Origin of the sequence: Bacillus mesophilus, from assembly GCF_011008845.1 — a bacterium.
Classification (GTDB): domain Bacteria; phylum Bacillota; class Bacilli; order Bacillales; family SA4; genus Bacillus_BS; species Bacillus_BS mesophilus.
On sequence record NZ_JAAIWM010000002.1, the window covers coordinates 509,385 to 527,224 of the forward strand.

Below are 17,840 nucleotides of genomic sequence, written 5' to 3' on the forward strand. Positions count from 1 at the left end.
ACAGTCTCTTTTTTATGGATTTTTTCCTTGTAATATAAAATATAATTGTTTTTGTAACCGCCTCTTATTGGGAATCTAGCTCCAACGCCCAGCCCCTCGAGGTCAAATAACCCTTCTAGAATAAAAGGAAACCCACCTTTTTTTCTAGAAGGAACATTTGCTTGTCGGGGCTTAACGGGGCGTTTCCGCTTTTTATGGTATCTAGCCTTATCTTATGGCAGTTTCGCTCTAAAGGTTCCAGTATTAAATATAGAAAATTTATACTGAATCGCTCCTTGTTCATCTGTACGGTAAACAACTGTTTCTTGTTGCTGTAGTCTTTCCAAAACTTCTGGATGTGGATGATTAAATCTGTTACGATTCCCCGCAGAAATAAGGGCAATTTTAGGTTGAACAACCGAAAGAAACGGGCTAGTAGAAGAAGTTTTGCTTCCATGATGTGGAATTTTAAGAATATCTACCTTTAGATTTGGATATTTTTTCACAAAGTCTTTTTCAGTCTCTTCTTCAATGTCACCTGTGAAAAGCCATGACTTTCCTCCTAAATAGGTTGTAATCACAATGGATGAATTATTTTCACTTAAATAAGATCGAAACGGAGACAGTATTTGAAATGGTATACCGATTACTTCCCATCGATCTCCAGCCTGCACTCTCTTAACCACGACCTTTTTCTTCTTAGCAAGACTTATTATCCTTTTTTCCATATCATTAAGTGTGTGAAATGCCCCAATTACTATTTCATCGATTTTAATATGGTTTACCAAAAATTCAGCCTCTCCCATATGATCAACATCAGGATGAGTAAGGATCAATTTATCAATTTTTCTTATCCCTTTAGCTTTTAGATAAGGAAGAATGGTGTCTTTCCCTATGCTGTAAGGATCCTCTCTTTTCCTCCACTCCTCTACTGAACCATAGCTAACTGTACCCCCTGTATCGATTAAATAAACCTCTTTTCTAAAAGGAATTTCAATTAAAATTGAATCTCCTTGTCCTACATCAATCATGGTCACCTCTCCCTTATAATGAATGTAAGGAAGGAAGAAGTGAAAAAACATAACAACGACTATAGGGATAAAAGATGTCCAGTTGATTTTCTTTTCTAAGAGAATGAACGTAATAATAACAGCAGCAATATAAAGCCCTAACATGTAAAAATTTGGTTTTCCTAGTACTAGAATATGATGATTAAGGTTTGTCATTGTGATGGCAAACTTATTCAAATAGAGTAAAAAATCATTCGAAAAGGAAATCAATGATGATTGAAGTGGTAGATCCCATTTTAACGTGACGTATACAAAAATACATATAGGTAGAACGATAAATGTGATCACAGGGACGTAAATCAAATTCAATGGAATACTAATAAGAGAGAATTGATAAAAGTGGAAAAGAATTAAAGGGGTTGAACTAATTTGGGCGATTGTACTAACTAGAAGCATTTGTACGATGGGATTAGTCACTTTCAAGAGGATCGTTTGGCTTGATAAAATTAATGCTAAGCTAACTGAAAATGATAGTTGAAAGCCAACATCAAACATATAATAAGGGTTAACGATTACCATAAAAAGAAAGGCCAAGCTAATTAAATCTAGGGAAGTAAATGGAATTGATTTGAATCGTACTTTTAGAAGAACTAAAAAAGTCATAATCCCCGCTCTAACAACAGATGGTGCTGCACCCGCCAATATTGTATATATAGGTAAAAGGACCATAATTAATAAAATCGCCTTTTCTTTTGTCAATCCAAACCTAACTAGACAGAAAAAGACAGAGGCACTTATTAATCCTATATGCATACCCGATATTGCTAAGAGATGAATTAGCCCTAACTCTTGATAGGCTGTTAACACATCCCTATCAACATTTGCTCTCCCACCAAACACCAATGCTTGAACAAAGCCATCTAATGGACTAGGTAAAAAAGCATCTATTTGATTAAGTGCATCTTCCCGAAACCGGAATAAGGTATCTTGAATGTTTGAGGCTTGCTGAAGACATTGTATGGAGTTGGCTGAGGGTGGTGTAGCAATCCAGTGGATCTTCCTGTGAAATAAGTATTGCTTAAAATCAAAGCTGTAGAAGTTTCGTGCCGGAACTGGCTTTTCCAGTTTTGCATAAAATCTACATGTACTTCTATTTTCTACGGAAGTAAGGATATTTTTCTCTTCTTCATTTTTTAATTTATAAGAGACACGAAGCTTTTCTTTATTTGCTAATTTAATGTGTACAGTGAAACGGTCACCATTAATAGATGGATCAGTAATAGCCTTTCCTATAAAATAATTTGTTTCTGGATTTAGCTTCGTCACATTATGTGTATCATAGATGTAATAAAAAAGGCCAGAGATCATAAAGGTAAGCACGCAGCCTACCCCTAATAGTTTTTCTCGTAAAATAATTAATGTAAATGCTACTAAGGTAATTGAAAAAAGTACGATTGAATAGTGTTGCGAAACAAAAGTTATTCCTAACGTACATGAAACAGCAATATAGAACCACCGATTTTTCATACGCAATCTACGTATAAGAGGTAAATAGTTGATTTGCTTGTTCATATAGCTCTTTAATCTCTTCTTCTTGAACACCTGCTTCTGATAGCCTGCTAATTAAGCTAGCTAATAACTGAAGCTTTTCTTTATTTTTTGTATCAATTATCATTTCTTCTAATTCAACCTGCTCTACTGACACACCGGCTTGTTTAAAAAGTTCAATTGCATATGGGTGGTTTTTGTAATCAACAGCATAGTATACGGCTTTTATACCACTTTGAATAATTCCTTTGCAGCATTGAAGGCAAGGAAAATGAGTCACGTATATTTCGGCTCCTGCAGTTGGCACACCGAACTTTGCACATTGTATAATAGCATTCATTTCCGCATGAATGGTTCTAACACAGTGATTGTCAATTACATAACAGCCTTCGTCTATGCAATGTGTACCTCCCGAAATGGCACCATTATATCCCCCTGCGATGATCCGTTTATCTCTTACAATTGTTGCACCAACGGCTAATCTTTCACAAGTACTTCGTAAAGCTAACAAATGACTTTGAGCCATATAATATTGATCCCAAGAAATTCTATTCATATTATATAGTACCTCCCTTTTGATTAGTGTAATGGTTAAGCGAAAGCTTAGTCAATCTGGTTTAATGGGTAGTGATGTACTCTCTTAGTTTTTCTAATGACTTATCTCCAATTCCTGAAACAAGACCCAGGTCCTCAATCGTTTTAAAAGAACCATTCTCCTCTCGGTAGGCAATGATTGCTGCGGCCTTAGATGGACCTATTCCAGGTAAAGTTTCTAATTCAGCCTGTTCTGCAACATTAATATTAATTAATGCTGACGAATTGGACTGATTACCTTTATCGGTCCAAACACTTTGACTCTCACCTAATGCAGGGACATATATAACCATTTCATCCTGAACTCTTTGAGCAAGATTTACTCCATTTCGATCTGCAAGACTCGTAAATCCCCCTGCCAGCTTAATTAGGTCCTGTACTCTACTTTCTCCATTAACCTCATAAACCCCAGGAGACAGAACCTCTCCTTTCACATCCACAAAAATAGTAGTAACTTCTTGCACAACTTCTTTTTGTTCTTGTTCAACAATAGGCTCCTCCACCGCTGCCGCTGAGGCTACTGTCTGCTCCCATGTCTCATATTCTTCTTCGCTTGGTACACTTTTAACGATAAAAAAAATGATCAAGATCATAATGATAATAGTTGGAATACATATAAGTATCCACTTTCTTCTGTTAAAGTACAGAAGGAACACCTCCCTGGCTTCTTAAATATCATAATGAAGAATGACAGCAATACACATAAATTTGGTTTTAATCTCATATAAGTTTATGAGAGACTGAGAGTAGAGGAGGGATTGTAATGAATGTAGGGATTATCGGAACAGGAAACATGGGGACAATCATAACTGAATCCTTCATAGAATCTACAGCCGTTCCACCTTCTAATCTATATTTAACCAATCGAACACGATCAAAAGCTGAGGAGCTTAAAGATATCTATCCAGATGTTTCAATTGAGAAGTGTGCTGAAGATGTTGTAGCAAAAACCGACTTAATCTTTATTTGTATCAAACCATTAGATATACACCCATTATTATCTAAGCTTTCACCTTTATTAAAGCCTGAACAATGTATCGTTTCAATTACAAGTCCACTGAGTGTGAACCAGCTAGAGCAAATGGTCAATTGTAATGTAGCTAGGGCTATTCCGAGCATTACAAATCGAGCTTTATCAGGTGTATCTCTTTTAACATTTGGAGAAAACTGCTCTAATGACTATCAAACATACTTATCTGAGTTATTTCAGAAAATATCATTACCAGTTCTAATCGAGGATAAGGTGACAAGAGTTGCTTCTGATATTGTAAGCTGTGGACCTGCATTTTTTAGTTTTCTTCTTCAACGTTTTATTGATAGTGCTGTTCAAGAGACAGAAATCTCACCAGAGCAAGCGACAGAATTAGCCAGCGGTATGATTATTGGAATGGGAAAGCTTCTTGAAAAAGGGGTATTTACATTACCAACTCTGCAGGATAAGGTTTGTGTAAAAGGTGGAGTTACTGGTGAAGGAATAAAAGTGTTAGAGGCTGAAATCGGTCAAATGTTCAACCATCTCTTTCAAGCAACACACGAGAAATACTACGAGGATATTCGGGAAGTTAATGAGCAATTTGAATATTCTAAGGATCATAAATAAATTCTACACATTTGGTAAAACTCCTTTTAATAGTAAAAAAATAAACCATCCGAAGGATGGTTTATTTTTTGTAACAAGAAAAGAAAATTCTTTCCCTTTCACCAGATTCTAAATCTTGATTGAAATCTGAGGTAATCTCAACCTTAGTGAATCCAGCTTCGGTGACCAATTGTGTATACTCTTCAATAGAAAAAGTTCTTTGGGAATGAATTTCATCAAACCGCTGATACAATCCTTGTTCTGGTTGTTGAATAAAAAAGGTCAGTTCGTGATCAACACTATGAGGATATTCTCCTTCAAAACAATTCCAAATAAATGATACATCATTTTCTGTACTAACGAAGGTTTGGTTTTTAAAGATGTTGTCCACTTTTTCTACAGAGTGAACATCAAACATAAACAAACCGTTAGGCTTCAATACATGTCTAACACCTTTAAATGTTCTCAAAACATCCTGCTCATCTAGTACATAATTTAGAGAATCACAAAAGCAAATAATCACATCAAAGATGTCAGGTTCAAAGTTGGATAAATCAGTCATATCCTGCTGTATGAATTGAACATTTACCTTTTCATTTCTAGCTTTTTCATCTGCAATGGCTAACATTTCAGCTGATAAGTCTAACCCTGTTACCTGAAAACCTTGTTTAGCTAAAGGAATGGAAAGTGACCCTGTTCCACAACCAATATCTAAAATGGTTTGATTTTCAGGATTTACTCGCTCAGCTAGATATTCCAGCCAGAGATGATAAGGAACATCATTCATCAGTTGATCGTAGAAATTAGCGAAATGCTGGTAGGTCATTGCATAAGTTCACTTTGTAAGTCTTCAGTTGGCGCATCTCCCCAAAGACGCTCAAGATTATAGTAAGCACGCTCATCTTTATGAAATACATGTGCAATTACATCGCCAAGGTCCACTAAAATCCACCTAGCTTCATCAAAGCCTTCCATTCTTCTTACCGTTACCTGACCTTCTTCAGCTTGATCCTTCATTTCTTTAGCAATTGCTTGTACCTGTTTATCAGAATTACCGTGGCAAATTAAAAAATAATCGGCAACTAGGGAAATACCCTTCATATTTAATGCCACAATATTCTCTGCTTTTTTATCATCCGCTGCTTTTGCTGCTAATAGTAAAGTTTCTCTTTCACTCATTCACTTCATTCCTCCTTGTTTATATTGCTGTACCATTGTGTTATAAGTATGAAACGTATCGGGATAAATCGCTTGCTGTTTTTTGAGTAAGAATTGAATGGTATTTCTTAATGCATAGATAACGGCCAAATCAAGATCTGTTGAGGCGATTTCTCTGACTTCCTCAACCCCTGGAAATCTTCTTCCTGGCTCAATATAATCTGCTAAATAAATAATTTTCTCTAATAACGTCATATTGATGCGACCTGACGTATGATATTTTATAGCATTTAGTATATCCAAGTCCTTAATTCCTACTTCGTTTTTAACCAAATAGGCACCAACAGGAGCATGCCACAACTCCTTATCAAATTGTAGAAGATCACTAGCTAAACCTTGTTCCACGATAATTTGCTTCATTTCCTCTTTTGGCCGAAATTTAGCGTAATCATGAAAAATAGCAGCGAGCTCACTCTTTTGGACATCTCCCTGATATAGCTGTGCTAGCTCAATAGCTGTTTCCATTACTCCAATTGTATGTAAATAACGATGATCAGTAAGCTGCTCCCTTACAATAGATAATGCATTCTCTCTATTCATATATATGGTTCTCCTCTATATATTTTTTTACAGAAGAAGGCAAAAGGAGTTCCGTATTACCGCCTATCTTTATTCGGTCCCGTATAAATGAAGAGGAAACTTCAAAGAGAGGTGTCTCTACATGAATAATTGGGAATTTTGATGAAGTGGAGAATCCTGTTCTACCTACTCCAACAAAGGTGATCATCTTAATCAATTCATCAATCTTATACCATTTAGGAAGATATTCAATCATATCCCCACCAATAATAAAATATAACTCGTCACCACTATACTGTTGCTTTAGAAGTCGTATTGTATCATAGCTATAAGAGCGACCTTCCCTTTCAAGCTCGATTGGCTGTACTTTAAATCGATCATGATTAACCAAAGCAAGCTCTAACATATGTAATCGATGCTTCGAACTTGAGATATGTTCTCCTTGTTTGTGTGGAGGGACATGAGCTGGCATAAACCATATTTCATCAAGTGAAAGCGCATGAAGGACTTCATAGGCTATAAGAAGATGACCGTTATGTGGTGGATCAAACGTTCCTCCTAAAATCCCAATTTTCTTCATTATAAAAATTCCTTCCTATCATTCCGATCAGCATAAATTGACTCTTACCCTTGTTTGCTTGTTACGAACCATTAAGAAGGAAGAACTAGCTGTTTATGTTCCTTCGATTCTTTATACAATACGATGGTATGCCCAATTAATTGAACAACTTCTGCGTGTGCACCATTACTTAATTGTTCTGCAACCTCGTCACAGTTGTCGTCACAATTCTGTAAAACACTTACTTTAATTAACTCTCTCTTCTCTAATACATCATTAATTTGACTGATCATATTTTCGTTTACTCCGCCTTTTCCAACCTGAAAGATTGGATCTAGGTGATGAGCCTTTGAACGTAAAAATCTCTTTTGTTTTCCTGTTAGCATTTATGAGTTCCTCCTAATTTTGTCAAAATTGCATTTCTCATGATGTCGATATCTGGATAAATGCCCGTCCATTTTTCAAACGCTAAAGCACCTTGAAAGACAAACATGCCTACACCATTTTGTGTAATAGCACCTTTCGCTCTTGCTTCTTGTAGCCACCTTGTTTCGAGTGGATTGTAAATGATATCACTCACAATAGTAGAACTTTTTATATTGTGTAAGGAAAGCGGGATATCATCTTTATTAGGATACATTCCGATTGATGTCGTGTTTATAATAACATCATATGCATGAAGGTCATTTTCAGCCTCTAGTAACCCCATTGCCTTAGAGAGGGATGAAGGTTGACCGTTGATAATTGTCCTTGCATTTTCAACTGTCCGATTAGCTATATCAAGCTGCTTTACCCCCTCTTCTAATAGAGAAAAGTAAATAGCTCTAGCAGCACCACCAGCGCCAATTAATAAGATCGAACTATTCTCTAAACTCTTCTCCTGTAGAATTTCCTTCAAGCTTGTGACATAGCCCATACCATCCGTATTATATCCGATTAATTTACCATTTTCATTTACAACTGTATTGACTGCCCCAATCTTAGAGGCTAGTGGGTCAATCTCATCTAAGAATTTCATGACTGACACTTTATGAGGGATCGTAACATTTAATCCGCCCATTCCGAGACCACGAACTCCCTCTAGTGCCGACTCAAGCCTTTCTGGAGTTACATGGAAAGCTTTATAGGTTGCCTCAAGACCTAGAGCCTTAAAGCTTGAATTATGCATATCTGGTGACATGGACTGGGCAATTGGGTCACCAATTACTCCATATAATTTCTCCATAAAGTAGCCCTCCTATATTAGCGAGCGTCGAACAGAGATTCCAACACCCTTTGGAGCATGAGCTACAATCTTCGTACCCGGCTCCTGTAAAGTTACCCATCCAAGTCCTGAAAACACGATGTCGACTTTTTCATCTTTAATTGTAAATGAATGAGCCTGTAATTTAGGAAATTGGTCTAGTTCGTCTTTCCTAGGTGGCTGTAAAAGTTCTCCTACATGATTCTCATACAATTCATCGGCTTTCTCTAGCTTTGTACGATGAATCATCAAGTCGTTGGAAACATAACAGACGAATGGTTGCCTATTACCACTAACAAAATCTAATCGAGCGAGACCACCAAAGAACAATGTTTGCTCTTCATTTAACTGAAACACCTTAGGTTTAATTTCCTTTTTAGGTGTTATGATTTTTAGATCTTCCTTATGAACAAAATGAGCCATCTGATGGTGATTAATAATTCCTGGTGTATCTATTAATGAAGATTCCTCATCTATTGGTATATCAATCACATCAAGTGTTGTACCAGGGAAATGTGAAGTGGTAATCAGTTCTTCTTCTCCACCATATTGTTTTAAAATAGTGTTAATAAATGTAGATTTACCAACATTGGTACTACCTACTACATATACATCCTTGCCATTTCGATATTCTTCTATTGCAGCCACCAACTCTTGAATACCTTGTCCTTTGGCTGCACTTATTAAAAATACATCACGGGGTTTTAACCCCAGTTCCTTTGCTTCTTGCTTCATCCAGTTAATCAACTTTTGAGTTTTGATTGATTTAGGAAGTAAGTCTACCTTATTACCAACCAAGATGATTTCATTTTGACCAACAAATCGGTGTAATCCAGGTAACCAGCTTCCATTAAAGTCAAAGATATCAACTACCTTTACGATTAACGCATTCTTTTTACCTAGACCATTTAGGATTTTAATAAAATCATCATCTGTTAATGAGACATCTTGCACTTCATTATAATGCTTTAAACGAAAGCACCTCTGACATACGACTGCATCCTTTTTAATGGCAGATGGTGGAGCATAACCTAGCTTTCCCTGCTCCTCAGTCTGAATGGCAACACCACAGCCTATACATTTATATTGTTCAGTCACGAAATTAGTCCTCCCAATGAATCATGCCTTTTTTCTTTAGTTTCTTAAGAATTGAGCGCTCAATTTTTCTATTAAATCTAGTCACAAATCCATCTGTTTGAGCGACAGGCACAACTAAAATTGTATGTAGTCCGATCCTATTTCCACCTAGAATATCAGTAAGTAGCTGATCACCAACTACTACGACTTCTTCTGCTTTTAAGTTCATGCTTCTTAGTGCTTTCTTAAAAGCAATTGTCATAGGCTTTCTAGCATTAAATATAAATGGAACATCAATAGGAGCTGAAAAAGCTTCAACTCTTTCCTTATTATTATTAGATACAATTGTCACCGTTATATCAGAGTCTAATAGAGACTTAAACCATTCTTTAAGTTCCGGGGTAGCAGTTGGGCGATCCCATTCGACAAGTGTGTTGTCTAAATCTGTAATAATCCCTTTGATTCCTCTTTCCTTTAAAGCTTCAGCTTTAATATCAAATATGCTTTTTACATGTTCATTCGGTAAAAACTTCCCTAACAATGAAAACACCTCAATTAATCCAGCTTAAATTAATTTCTTCTTATAGAGATTCATCATATCGAATTTTAGTCAAACTTTCAAAAACAATTTATAAATTGTTGGTAATTTGACTAAAAAATGGCTAATAAAAAAATAATTTTCGACAAATTTTCCAGTTTTTCAACACATGTGGATAACTTTATTCACATTTTACACATTGAAATATCTGTAAATTTCTTACTTATAAACAAGCCATCCACAACTTATCCACCATAACCTGTGGATAGATAGAACGGTTGTTCTCCATTTTGAATCATGTTAAAGTTAACTTACATTAAATCTCAACTAACTATGATATGTTATAAATTTTAAAAATAGAACTGAAATTTTAAAAAGAATTAGGAGGTGGGCTTGCCAGCAGGCAAGATATTATGAAAAAATTATCTGATGAACTTCTAATTGAATCTTACTATAAAGCTAGAGAATTAAGCTTAAGCCCAGAATTTATTAATCTTATTGAGAGTGAAATTAAAAGAAGATCGCTAACACATAAAATTAAAATTTCATCATAATCACAGTCAATTAGGAGCCTTTTAAAGGCTCTTTTTTTATAAGTTAAGTATGTGGTTATTTATATGTAAACTTTTTATTATTTATATATAATCAAACAGGCCTCTAACTGCAAGGATGCACCGAGCCTGTCTGATTTTAAGGTGCATCTACTGAACTTGTTCGCTCCCTTAGTGTCATCCACTCATTTACCCAATTGTTACTAATTCCACCCATTTTCTTTTCTCTAGAGAGTCTTTCCATTACTCTATATCGCCTTGGATCATGGATGATGCTAGTGGCTTCTAAAGCAGACAGCGCTGCGACCTCTTCAATTATTTCATTTCCAGCCTTACGATGATATGGCATTAGTCTTAACCCAATAATTGTTTCACCCTCGTGAGTAAGATAAATCGCTTCACTTACTTTTTCATGCTGTATGATCTTTGGAATAAGATCGTCTAATGATTCTTGATTTTTAGAAAATGCAACACCTATATCTTTTTCAGTTAGTAAAGGTCGGTAGTATTCTCTTGGCAAAAGAGAAACTTCTGTCTCATTCACATTACTACACCCGACTAAACATAAACCAAAAATATATAGTATTATTTGTTTCAAAATAACACATCCTTTCTTATTTAATATGTGAATAGAAAGCAGTTTTCATACAGTTTTTATTGAATAGATATTAGTTGAAGTTATATAAGAAATGTGGGTACAATTAATAGAGAACTGATTTCGTAAGCATACTAAACCCCAACCGAAGAGTTACTGATACTCTTACACCCTATAGAAAAAGGAGGATCTCAGAAATATGCTTCACTTTCTTATTATCGCCCCTCTGTTGATAGCTATACTTGCTCCATTCCTCTACAAAAAATTAAAGAGTGTCCATACTGGCTGGTTTGTCCTAGTTGTACCGCTATTTATCTTTATTTATTTACTATCCTTAATTCGTACAGTTATACATAAGCCTTTACTATTACAACTAAATTGGATGCCGTCACTTGGGATTAATTATGACCTTTATGTAGATGGTTTAAGTATTTTGTTTGGATTACTTATTTCCGGTATTGGTACTTTAGTTGTTTTTTATTCAATTTATTATTTACATAAGACTGAAAAACTAGGTCATTTTTACGTTTATTTGTTAATGTTTATGTCCGCCATGTTAGGTGTAGTGTTCTCTGATAACATATTTGTTTTTTATATGTTTTGGGAGTTTACCAGCTTATCATCATTTTTATTGATTGGTTTTTGGAATCACCGCCACAAATCACGATATGGTGCTCAAAAATCAATGTTAATTACTGTATTTGGTGGATTAAGTATGTTAGCTGGATTAATCTGGATGTCACTTGAGGTTGGGTCTAGTAGTATTAGAGTGTTAATTCAGAATTCAGAAATCATTACAAATAGCCCTTATTTCATGCCAATGCTACTTCTTGTTTTATTAGGGGCATTTACTAAGTCAGCTCAGTTCCCGTTCCATACATGGCTACCAGATGCAATGGAAGCACCTACACCAGTAAGTGCATACTTGCACTCAGCCACGATGGTTAAAGCAGGTATATATTTAGTAGCACGACTTTCATTATTATTTGCTGGAACTGATGAGTTTTTCCTCATCGTTTCAGGTTTTGGACTTTTAACGCTATGTTGGGGATCCTATATGGCAGTTAAACAGACAGACTTAAAAGGGATTCTTGCATACTCTACTATTAGTCAGCTTGGTATGATTATGGCTATGCTTGGCTTCGGAACTGGAATTGCTGTGTTTGCTGCAATTTTTCACATTTTGAATCACGCAACCTTTAAAGGGAGTCTATTCATGGTAGCTGGAATCGTCGATCATGAGACCGGGACTAGAGATATCAGAAGACTTGGTGGATTGTATACATTAATGCCGATTACAGCCACACTAGCTATTTTTGGAGTCTTTTCAATGGCTGGAATTCCGTTACCGATCATGAATGGATTTTTAAGTAAGGAAATGTTCTTTGATGCTGCCGTCGATTTAAGACTAGAAAGTGGTTCTATTTATCAAATGGTGGCACCGTTTTTCCCTATTATTGCTGTCATTGGTAGTATTTTTACATTTGTCTATTCGATGATTCTCTTCTTTAAGACGTTTACTGGTAAGTTACAGCTATCTAAACTGGAACGAAAACCACATGACCCTCCTATTGGGATGTTAATTTCACCAGCAGTTTTAGTTGTATTAATCGTAGTTATTGCATTATTTCCAGGACCATTTAACAAGTACCTTCTAACTCCCGCTGTGACAGCAGTCATGGGAGAGGTTCCACATACCAAGATTTATTTCTGGCATGGCTTCTACAATGCTCCATTATTTATGTCCCTAATTGTATTGTTTACGGGGACACTATTGTACCTAACAAGAGACAAATGGCTACATGTTTATAATCGCCTTCCAGGAAGATGGAGTATGAATAAGACGTATGATTATGTGGTCAATGGTATCTTCAAAGGATCGACTGTGTTAACTAACTCTTATATGACAGGATCCTTACGAAGCTACTTTAGAATCATCGTAGGCTTTATCGCAATTATTGGATTGTATACAATGTATAGTTCAAATGGATTTGCCTTAAATATTAATAGCACACCATTTTCATTACCTGAATTTTTAGTTGCTCTTACTATGGCGGTTGCAGCTATTTCAATTATCTTTGTTCATAATCGAATTGCTGCTATTCTCATTTTGGGTGTGGTCGGGTATGGCTTATCCCTACTATTTGTTTTCTATTCGGCACCAGACTTAGCCCTAACACAACTAATTGTAGAAACCGTAACAGTCGGCTTATTTCTATTATGCTTTTATCACCTACCAGAGCTAAAACGTGATAAGGAAACCTCCGGAAACAAATTATTTAATTTAGTTGTATCCGTAGGATTTGGGGTTCTTATCACCTTAATCGGAATTTCCTCACATAGCTCGAAATGGTTTAAACCTATATCTGACTACTTTCTTGAAAACTCATATGAACTCGGTGGCGGTAACAACGTCGTTAACGTAATCCTAGTTGATATGAGAGGACTCGATACGATGCTTGAGATTTGTGTACTTGGAATTGCAGCTCTCGGCATTCTAGCTATGATTAAATACAACAGGAAGGGAGATTTAGAGTAAATGGAAATCATTATGTCGATTCTCTCTGGTGTACTATTTACATGTGGTATATATTTAATTTTGCAAAAAAGGCTTTTACAAATTATTATAGGAACTGGTTTACTCTCACACGGTGCTCATCTATTTATTTTAACAATGGGCGGCTTTCCTCCTGGAGCGCCTCCTATTCTAAAATATGGTGTGGAAGTTTATAGAGACCCGCTTCCACAAGCACTCATCTTAACTTCTATCGTGATAAGTTTTGGGGTTACTTCCTTTTTACTAGTTTTAGCATATAAGACATATAGAGCTAACAAAACAGATAATTTAGAAGATCTAAGAGGTACAGAGCATGAGTAATTTTACAAACTTAGCGATCTTACCTATTCTTTTACCGACTATTGCAGCAATTTTATCAGTATTTCTAAATAAGCAGACTACCATTACAAAATGGATGACAGGGATTGTAGTGATTGGACAAATGGTCCTATCGTTCAGCTTATTGATTTACGTTTTACTAAACGGTCCCATTATTTTAGAAGCTGGTGATTGGACTGCGCCTTATGGAATTGTCATTGTAGCTGACGAACTTGCCATGCTACTAGTCTCAACAACTAGTCTCATTGCCGTAGCTGCAGCATTCTATGGGTTTAAAACCATAAGTGTAGATGAACAAAGGTTTTATTATTATATGTTTTTCCACTTCCTGATTGCTGGTGTCTCAGGAGCATTTTTAACAGGGGACTTATTTAACCTTTTCGTATTTTTTGAGGTACTATTAATGGCATCGTATGCCTTAATTGTCTTAGGAGGCGGAAAAGAACAGTTCAGAGAATCGGTCAAATATGTACTAATCAATGTTTTTTCTTCAGTCCTGTTCGTTACAACAATCGCCTTTTTATACTCTGTTACTGGTACAGTAAATATGGCCCAACTTGCTGTAAGGGTTGGTGAAGTAGGACAATCTGGTATATTAATGGTTATTGCTATTATGCTCTTTGTTGTCTTTGCAACAAAAGGAGCGATCTTTCCACTTTATTTTTGGTTACCAAAGTCTTATGCCGTTCCACATCCAGTAGTTTCTATGCTTTTTGGTGCTCTATTAACAAAGGTTGGGATTTATTCTATCTTACGAACATTTACGTTGATCTTTGGACACCAAGCAGATTTTACACATCAGCTGTTTATTATTTTAGGTGTTCTGACCATTATATTCGGGGTTGCCGGTGCATTATCAACTCACGATATTAAATTAATCATTGCTTATAACATCATTCCTGCAGTTGGCTTTATCTTAATCGGTATTGGCGTATTCCATGTCACTGCGTTAGCAGGAGCTGTTTATTACTTAGTACATGATATGATTATAAAAGCTGCACTCTTTTTATTAGTAGGGGTAATTATAACAATTACCGGTACTAGCGATTTGCGTAAGATGGGAGGGCTCATTAATCGTTATCCTGTGTTAGGCTGGACATTTTTTGTGTCAACTCTTGTTCTAGCAGGAATACCTCCATTTAGTGGGTTCATTGGTAAGTATCTTCTTGTCCGTGGTGGATTTGAAACAGGGAATTATTTTGCGTTGATTGTAGCGTTACTCCTAAGTCTACTGATTTTACTTTCAGTAATTAGAATATTCATTGCGGTGTTCTGGGGAGAAGAAACAGAAGAACAAAAAGAAAAACCAACCATCTCCACAACCGGTTATCTTGCACCGATTATGTTTTTATTAGCTTTCTCCATTGTTCTTGGGGTAGGTGCAGAATTTATATATCCTTACATCCAATATATCGGGGACACACTTGCTGATCCTTCCTATTATATTGAGAATGTTTTGAAGGAGTAGGTGGCTTATGGCTTTTCAACTAATATTGAACATACTCATTGCATTCATTTGGATGATTCTCTTAGAAACATTTACATTCGGTTACTTCTTTTTAGGATTCATTACGGGAGCAATCTTATTATCTATTTTCCGTAGGTTCATCCCTGGCACCTTTTATTTAAAGAAAGTTAGAGCGATCATTATGCTCATTCTTCTATTTATTAAAGAATTAATTTTATCAAATATAGAAATAGTCAAAGTCGTTTATCGACCAAAACTTGATATTAGACCTGGGATTATTGCATTACCAACTGATTTACGATCAAATTGGGAGATTACATTATTGGCAAATTTAATCACCTTAACTCCAGGGACCTTATCAATGACTGTTTCTGATGACAATCAAACGATTTATATTCATGCGATGGATATTCGAGATCGAGATGAAACGATTAAGTCCATTAAAGACACATTTGAGAATGCAATTATGGAGGTGACTAGATAATGAATGAGATTGCACTTATGTTTCTTCATTGGTCAGTTCTTGTATCATTAGTTACCGTCTCCATATCAATCCTTTTATTACTTTATCGGACAATAAAGGGGCCTACCAATCCTGATCGAGCGATTGGACTAGATGCCATGGGGATTACCTTAATTGCACTTGCTGCCTTAGTTGCCATTCAGCTGAATACGACGTTCTTTAATGAAGTTATACTCCTTATAGGAATTCTTGCTTTCATTGGAACAGTTGCCATTGCTAAATTTATTGAAAAGGGTGTGATTATTGATCATGACCGAGATAAGTCTTAACCCTTTTATAGCTATTTTGATTAGCCTTTTACTATTATTTGGAACTTTCTTTATCCTTTCAACATCAATCGGCTTAATCCGATTACCTGATGTTTATACTCGTTCTCATGCTGCTTCCAAAGGAGCAACACTTGGAATAGCCAGTATCTTATTAGGGGCTTTTCTCTACTTCTTATTTGCTCATGGAGAGCTCAGTACCTCATTATTATTAGGGATCATCTTTGTTTTACTCACATTGCCTGTGAGCGGACATATGATCGCAAGAGCGGCTTATAATAGCGGAGTACCTTTATGGGATAAGAGTGTACAAAATGAACTTGATCAAAAGCAAAAAAGACGTGAAAAAGTATAACCATATAGATAGTGAAAATGCTCAGTGTAATTGTACACTGAGCATTGTTTGTAATACGTGTTATAAATACTTCCTGTACTCAAACTATAAGTTCTGTTTATTTTCATAACAAGATTCTCGGATAACGAGGTTATGAGGGATCATAATTCGTTTAACCGGTTGATTTTGATTTTCAGTTTGATCAATTAAGCTTTTCGCCGCCTGATAACCAAGCTGGAAAATATTGATATCAACGGATGTAAGAGGGGGTCTTGAAATTTCCGTCAAAAGAACATTATTAAAGCCAACGACTGAAATATCGTCCGGAACAGCCTTCCCCATCTCATCAAGCTTATTTAAAACGCCTAGTGCCATTAAATCATCCATAACCACAAGAGCAGTTGGTGGTTTTTCTAATGATAGCAATTCGGTTATTGCTTCACGTCCGCCCTCTTTTAAAAATTCAACATGCTTTACATATTCATCCCGGTAGGGCAGATTATTACTTAAAATGGCATGTTTAAATCCCTGCAATCGATCAATGGTAACGACTAGATTAAGACTTCCTCCAACAAACGCCACTCTTTTATGACCTAGCTTTATTAGATACTCTGTCACATCTATTGATGCTTGGACATTATCATTATCAACATATGTAATTTCCTTTTTATATTTATAAGGTTTCCCGATCACAACAAATGGAAAAGATTGATCTAATAAATAGTCAATTATTTTATCATTAAATCTTGAATAGAGAAGGATGATCCCATCGACCCTACGGCCTTGCACCATCTGGACGACACCATCAAAAATTTCTTCCAATGATTCTCCTGTTGATATGTGTAAAGAATACTTTTTCTCATGTGCACCCTTGCTGATACCACGAATTACTTCAGGAAAAAAGGGATTCTGTAAAGCCTTATCAGCGGAACTAGGCATAACTAGTCCAATCGATTGTGTTGAGTTACTCGCTAAGCTTCTAGCGATAAAGTTAGGATGATAACCCAATTCTTTCATGGCTTCTCTTACTCGCTCTTTGGTTTCACCACTAATATTAGGATGATCAGCAATAACTCTTGAAACAGTGGAAGGTGCTACGTTTGCAAGCTTTGCAACATCTTTAATTGTAATCGACAACAGCACCGTCACTTCCTCTCTTGTTGAATATAGATATATAAGCATAGAAACTAAATAGGGATCTTTTTATTGACTATTTAGATCGAAATTATAAGTACCCATACATGTATAGTACTAATAGCCTTCTTATCCATTATAATGTTTATCCCGTTTATATTGTATGGTTATATTGTTTTTAAAGATACTTTCATTAACTCTAAAAACTG

General features: G+C 35.8%; 21 protein-coding genes. 8 read left to right on the plus strand and 13 right to left on the minus strand.

Translation table 11 applies throughout. From position 1 onward, the window contains the following. Positions 1 to 212: 212 nt before the first annotated feature. From G4D63_RS08065 to G4D63_RS08075, 3 genes are all read right to left on the minus strand, one after another. Complete coding sequence (locus tag G4D63_RS08065) at positions 213 to 2,516, minus strand: DNA internalization-related competence protein ComEC/Rec2 (protein WP_163179120.1); 2,304 nt, start codon at positions 2,514 to 2,516, stop codon at positions 213 to 215. 7 nt (positions 2,517 to 2,523) lie between these two features. After that, on the minus strand, positions 2,524 to 3,093 hold the full coding sequence (locus G4D63_RS08070) for a ComE operon protein 2 (RefSeq protein WP_163179121.1): 570 nt from the start codon (positions 3,091 to 3,093) through the stop codon (positions 2,524 to 2,526). A 61-nt stretch (positions 3,094 to 3,154) separates the two neighbouring features. Further along, positions 3,155 to 3,787, minus strand: a complete 633-nt coding sequence (locus G4D63_RS08075) for a helix-hairpin-helix domain-containing protein (protein ID WP_163179122.1) — start codon at positions 3,785 to 3,787, stop codon at positions 3,155 to 3,157. 107 nt (positions 3,788 to 3,894) lie between these two features. On the opposite strand from G4D63_RS08075, the gene comER reads away from it, so the two are divergent. Then, positions 3,895 to 4,731: a late competence protein ComER gene (comER, locus tag G4D63_RS08080; RefSeq protein ID WP_163179123.1), complete on the plus strand. Its 837-nt coding sequence runs from the start codon at positions 3,895 to 3,897 to the stop codon at positions 4,729 to 4,731. 61 nt (positions 4,732 to 4,792) lie between these two features. Here the strand turns inward: comER and G4D63_RS08085 are convergent, their stop codons facing one another. The 8 genes from G4D63_RS08085 to G4D63_RS08120 all read right to left on the minus strand — a co-directional run bounded on the left by G4D63_RS08085 (position 4,793) and on the right by G4D63_RS08120 (position 9,867). After that, the gene (locus tag G4D63_RS08085; RefSeq protein WP_163179124.1) at positions 4,793 to 5,536 is read right to left on the minus strand and encodes a class I SAM-dependent DNA methyltransferase; all 744 of its coding nucleotides are present in this window, start codon (positions 5,534 to 5,536) and stop codon (positions 4,793 to 4,795) included. Further along, on the minus strand, positions 5,533 to 5,889 hold the full coding sequence (rsfS, locus tag G4D63_RS08090; protein ID WP_163179125.1) for a ribosome silencing factor: 357 nt from the start codon (positions 5,887 to 5,889) through the stop codon (positions 5,533 to 5,535). The genes G4D63_RS08085 and rsfS overlap by 4 nt, the downstream gene beginning before the upstream one ends. Then, the gene (gene yqeK / locus G4D63_RS08095) at positions 5,890 to 6,468 is read right to left on the minus strand and encodes a bis(5'-nucleosyl)-tetraphosphatase (symmetrical) YqeK (RefSeq protein ID WP_163179126.1); all 579 of its coding nucleotides are present in this window, start codon (positions 6,466 to 6,468) and stop codon (positions 5,890 to 5,892) included. Beyond that, on the minus strand, positions 6,461 to 7,027 hold the full coding sequence (locus tag G4D63_RS08100; RefSeq protein ID WP_163179127.1) for a nicotinate-nucleotide adenylyltransferase: 567 nt from the start codon (positions 7,025 to 7,027) through the stop codon (positions 6,461 to 6,463). The genes yqeK and G4D63_RS08100 overlap by 8 nt, the downstream gene beginning before the upstream one ends. 71 nt (positions 7,028 to 7,098) lie before the next feature. Continuing rightward, a complete protein-coding gene (gene yhbY / locus G4D63_RS08105) occupies positions 7,099 to 7,392 on the minus strand; it encodes a ribosome assembly RNA-binding protein YhbY (RefSeq protein WP_163179128.1) in 294 nt (97 codons plus the stop codon). Next, positions 7,386 to 8,231 (minus strand): shikimate dehydrogenase, encoded by an 846-nt coding sequence (gene aroE, locus G4D63_RS08110; protein ID WP_163179129.1) that lies wholly within the window; start codon positions 8,229 to 8,231, stop codon positions 7,386 to 7,388. Before aroE ends, yhbY begins: the two co-directional genes overlap by 7 nt. Before the next feature lie 12 nt (positions 8,232 to 8,243). Beyond that, positions 8,244 to 9,347 (minus strand): ribosome biogenesis GTPase YqeH, encoded by a 1,104-nt coding sequence (gene yqeH / locus G4D63_RS08115; protein ID WP_163179130.1) that lies wholly within the window; start codon positions 9,345 to 9,347, stop codon positions 8,244 to 8,246. Between the two features lie 4 nt (positions 9,348 to 9,351). Further along, positions 9,352 to 9,867 (minus strand): YqeG family HAD IIIA-type phosphatase, encoded by a 516-nt coding sequence (locus tag G4D63_RS08120; RefSeq protein WP_163179131.1) that lies wholly within the window; start codon positions 9,865 to 9,867, stop codon positions 9,352 to 9,354. 410 nt (positions 9,868 to 10,277) lie between these two features. Between G4D63_RS08120 and G4D63_RS08125 the strand changes: the two genes are divergently transcribed. Further along, on the plus strand, positions 10,278 to 10,418 hold the full coding sequence (locus G4D63_RS08125; RefSeq protein WP_163179132.1) for a sporulation histidine kinase inhibitor Sda: 141 nt from the start codon (positions 10,278 to 10,280) through the stop codon (positions 10,416 to 10,418). Between the two features lie 136 nt (positions 10,419 to 10,554). On the opposite strand, the gene G4D63_RS08130 is transcribed toward G4D63_RS08125, so the two are convergent. Continuing rightward, a complete protein-coding gene (locus G4D63_RS08130) occupies positions 10,555 to 11,013 on the minus strand; it encodes a hypothetical protein (RefSeq protein WP_163179133.1) in 459 nt (152 codons plus the stop codon). Positions 11,014 to 11,209: 196 nt separating this feature from the next. On the opposite strand from G4D63_RS08130, the gene G4D63_RS08135 reads away from it, so the two are divergent. Genes G4D63_RS08135 through mnhG form a run of 6 tightly spaced genes read left to right on the plus strand, consistent with a single transcriptional unit; the run spans position 11,210 to position 16,518 of the window. Next, positions 11,210 to 13,549: a Na+/H+ antiporter subunit A gene (locus tag G4D63_RS08135; protein WP_163179134.1), complete on the plus strand. Its 2,340-nt coding sequence runs from the start codon at positions 11,210 to 11,212 to the stop codon at positions 13,547 to 13,549. Further along, the gene (locus G4D63_RS08140; protein WP_163179135.1) at positions 13,550 to 13,888 is read left to right on the plus strand and encodes a Na(+)/H(+) antiporter subunit C; all 339 of its coding nucleotides are present in this window, start codon (positions 13,550 to 13,552) and stop codon (positions 13,886 to 13,888) included. Further along, positions 13,881 to 15,374, plus strand: a complete 1,494-nt coding sequence (locus G4D63_RS08145) for a Na+/H+ antiporter subunit D (RefSeq protein WP_163179136.1) — start codon at positions 13,881 to 13,883, stop codon at positions 15,372 to 15,374. The genes G4D63_RS08140 and G4D63_RS08145 overlap by 8 nt, the downstream gene beginning before the upstream one ends. A 7-nt stretch (positions 15,375 to 15,381) precedes the next feature. Beyond that, complete coding sequence (locus G4D63_RS08150) at positions 15,382 to 15,858, plus strand: Na+/H+ antiporter subunit E (protein ID WP_163179137.1); 477 nt, start codon at positions 15,382 to 15,384, stop codon at positions 15,856 to 15,858. Next, positions 15,858 to 16,166, plus strand: a complete 309-nt coding sequence (locus tag G4D63_RS08155) for a Na(+)/H(+) antiporter subunit F1 (protein ID WP_163179138.1) — start codon at positions 15,858 to 15,860, stop codon at positions 16,164 to 16,166. The genes G4D63_RS08150 and G4D63_RS08155 overlap by 1 nt, the downstream gene beginning before the upstream one ends. After that, entirely contained in the window at positions 16,147 to 16,518 is a 372-nt protein-coding gene (mnhG, locus tag G4D63_RS08160) for a monovalent cation/H(+) antiporter subunit G (protein ID WP_163179139.1), read from the plus strand. Before G4D63_RS08155 ends, mnhG begins: the two co-directional genes overlap by 20 nt. A gap of 84 nt (positions 16,519 to 16,602) precedes the next feature. Here the strand turns inward: mnhG and G4D63_RS08165 are convergent, their stop codons facing one another. Next, the gene (locus tag G4D63_RS08165; protein WP_163179480.1) at positions 16,603 to 17,634 is read right to left on the minus strand and encodes a LacI family DNA-binding transcriptional regulator; all 1,032 of its coding nucleotides are present in this window, start codon (positions 17,632 to 17,634) and stop codon (positions 16,603 to 16,605) included. Between the last annotated feature and the right edge of the window lie 206 nt (positions 17,635 to 17,840).

Bases quoted from the DNA above. Each gene is read 5' to 3' on its own strand.
- G4D63_RS08135 (WP_163179134.1), top strand. From the start codon at position 11,210: ATGCTTCACTTTCTTATTATCGCCCCTCTGTTGATAGCTATACTTGCT.
- G4D63_RS08085 (WP_163179124.1), bottom strand. From the start codon at position 5,536: ATGACCTACCAGCATTTCGCTAATTTCTACGATCAACTGATGAATGAT.
- yhbY (WP_163179128.1), bottom strand. From the start codon at position 7,392: ATGCTAACAGGAAAACAAAAGAGATTTTTACGTTCAAAGGCTCATCAC.
- comER (WP_163179123.1), top strand. From the start codon at position 3,895: ATGAATGTAGGGATTATCGGAACAGGAAACATGGGGACAATCATAACT.
- G4D63_RS08125 (WP_163179132.1), top strand. From the start codon at position 10,278: ATGAAAAAATTATCTGATGAACTTCTAATTGAATCTTACTATAAAGCT.
- mnhG (WP_163179139.1), top strand. From the start codon at position 16,147: ATGACCGAGATAAGTCTTAACCCTTTTATAGCTATTTTGATTAGCCTT.
- G4D63_RS08070 (WP_163179121.1), bottom strand. From the start codon at position 3,093: ATGAATAGAATTTCTTGGGATCAATATTATATGGCTCAAAGTCATTTG.
- G4D63_RS08100 (WP_163179127.1), bottom strand. From the start codon at position 7,027: ATGAAGAAAATTGGGATTTTAGGAGGAACGTTTGATCCACCACATAAC.
- G4D63_RS08150 (WP_163179137.1), top strand. From the start codon at position 15,382: ATGGCTTTTCAACTAATATTGAACATACTCATTGCATTCATTTGGATG.
- G4D63_RS08065 (WP_163179120.1), bottom strand. From the start codon at position 2,516: ATGAAAAATCGGTGGTTCTATATTGCTGTTTCATGTACGTTAGGAATA.
- G4D63_RS08155 (WP_163179138.1), top strand. From the start codon at position 15,858: ATGAATGAGATTGCACTTATGTTTCTTCATTGGTCAGTTCTTGTATCA.
- G4D63_RS08145 (WP_163179136.1), top strand. From the start codon at position 13,881: ATGAGTAATTTTACAAACTTAGCGATCTTACCTATTCTTTTACCGACT.
- G4D63_RS08140 (WP_163179135.1), top strand. From the start codon at position 13,550: ATGGAAATCATTATGTCGATTCTCTCTGGTGTACTATTTACATGTGGT.
- aroE (WP_163179129.1), bottom strand. From the start codon at position 8,231: ATGGAGAAATTATATGGAGTAATTGGTGACCCAATTGCCCAGTCCATG.
- rsfS (WP_163179125.1), bottom strand. From the start codon at position 5,889: ATGAGTGAAAGAGAAACTTTACTATTAGCAGCAAAAGCAGCGGATGAT.
- yqeK (WP_163179126.1), bottom strand. From the start codon at position 6,468: ATGAATAGAGAGAATGCATTATCTATTGTAAGGGAGCAGCTTACTGAT.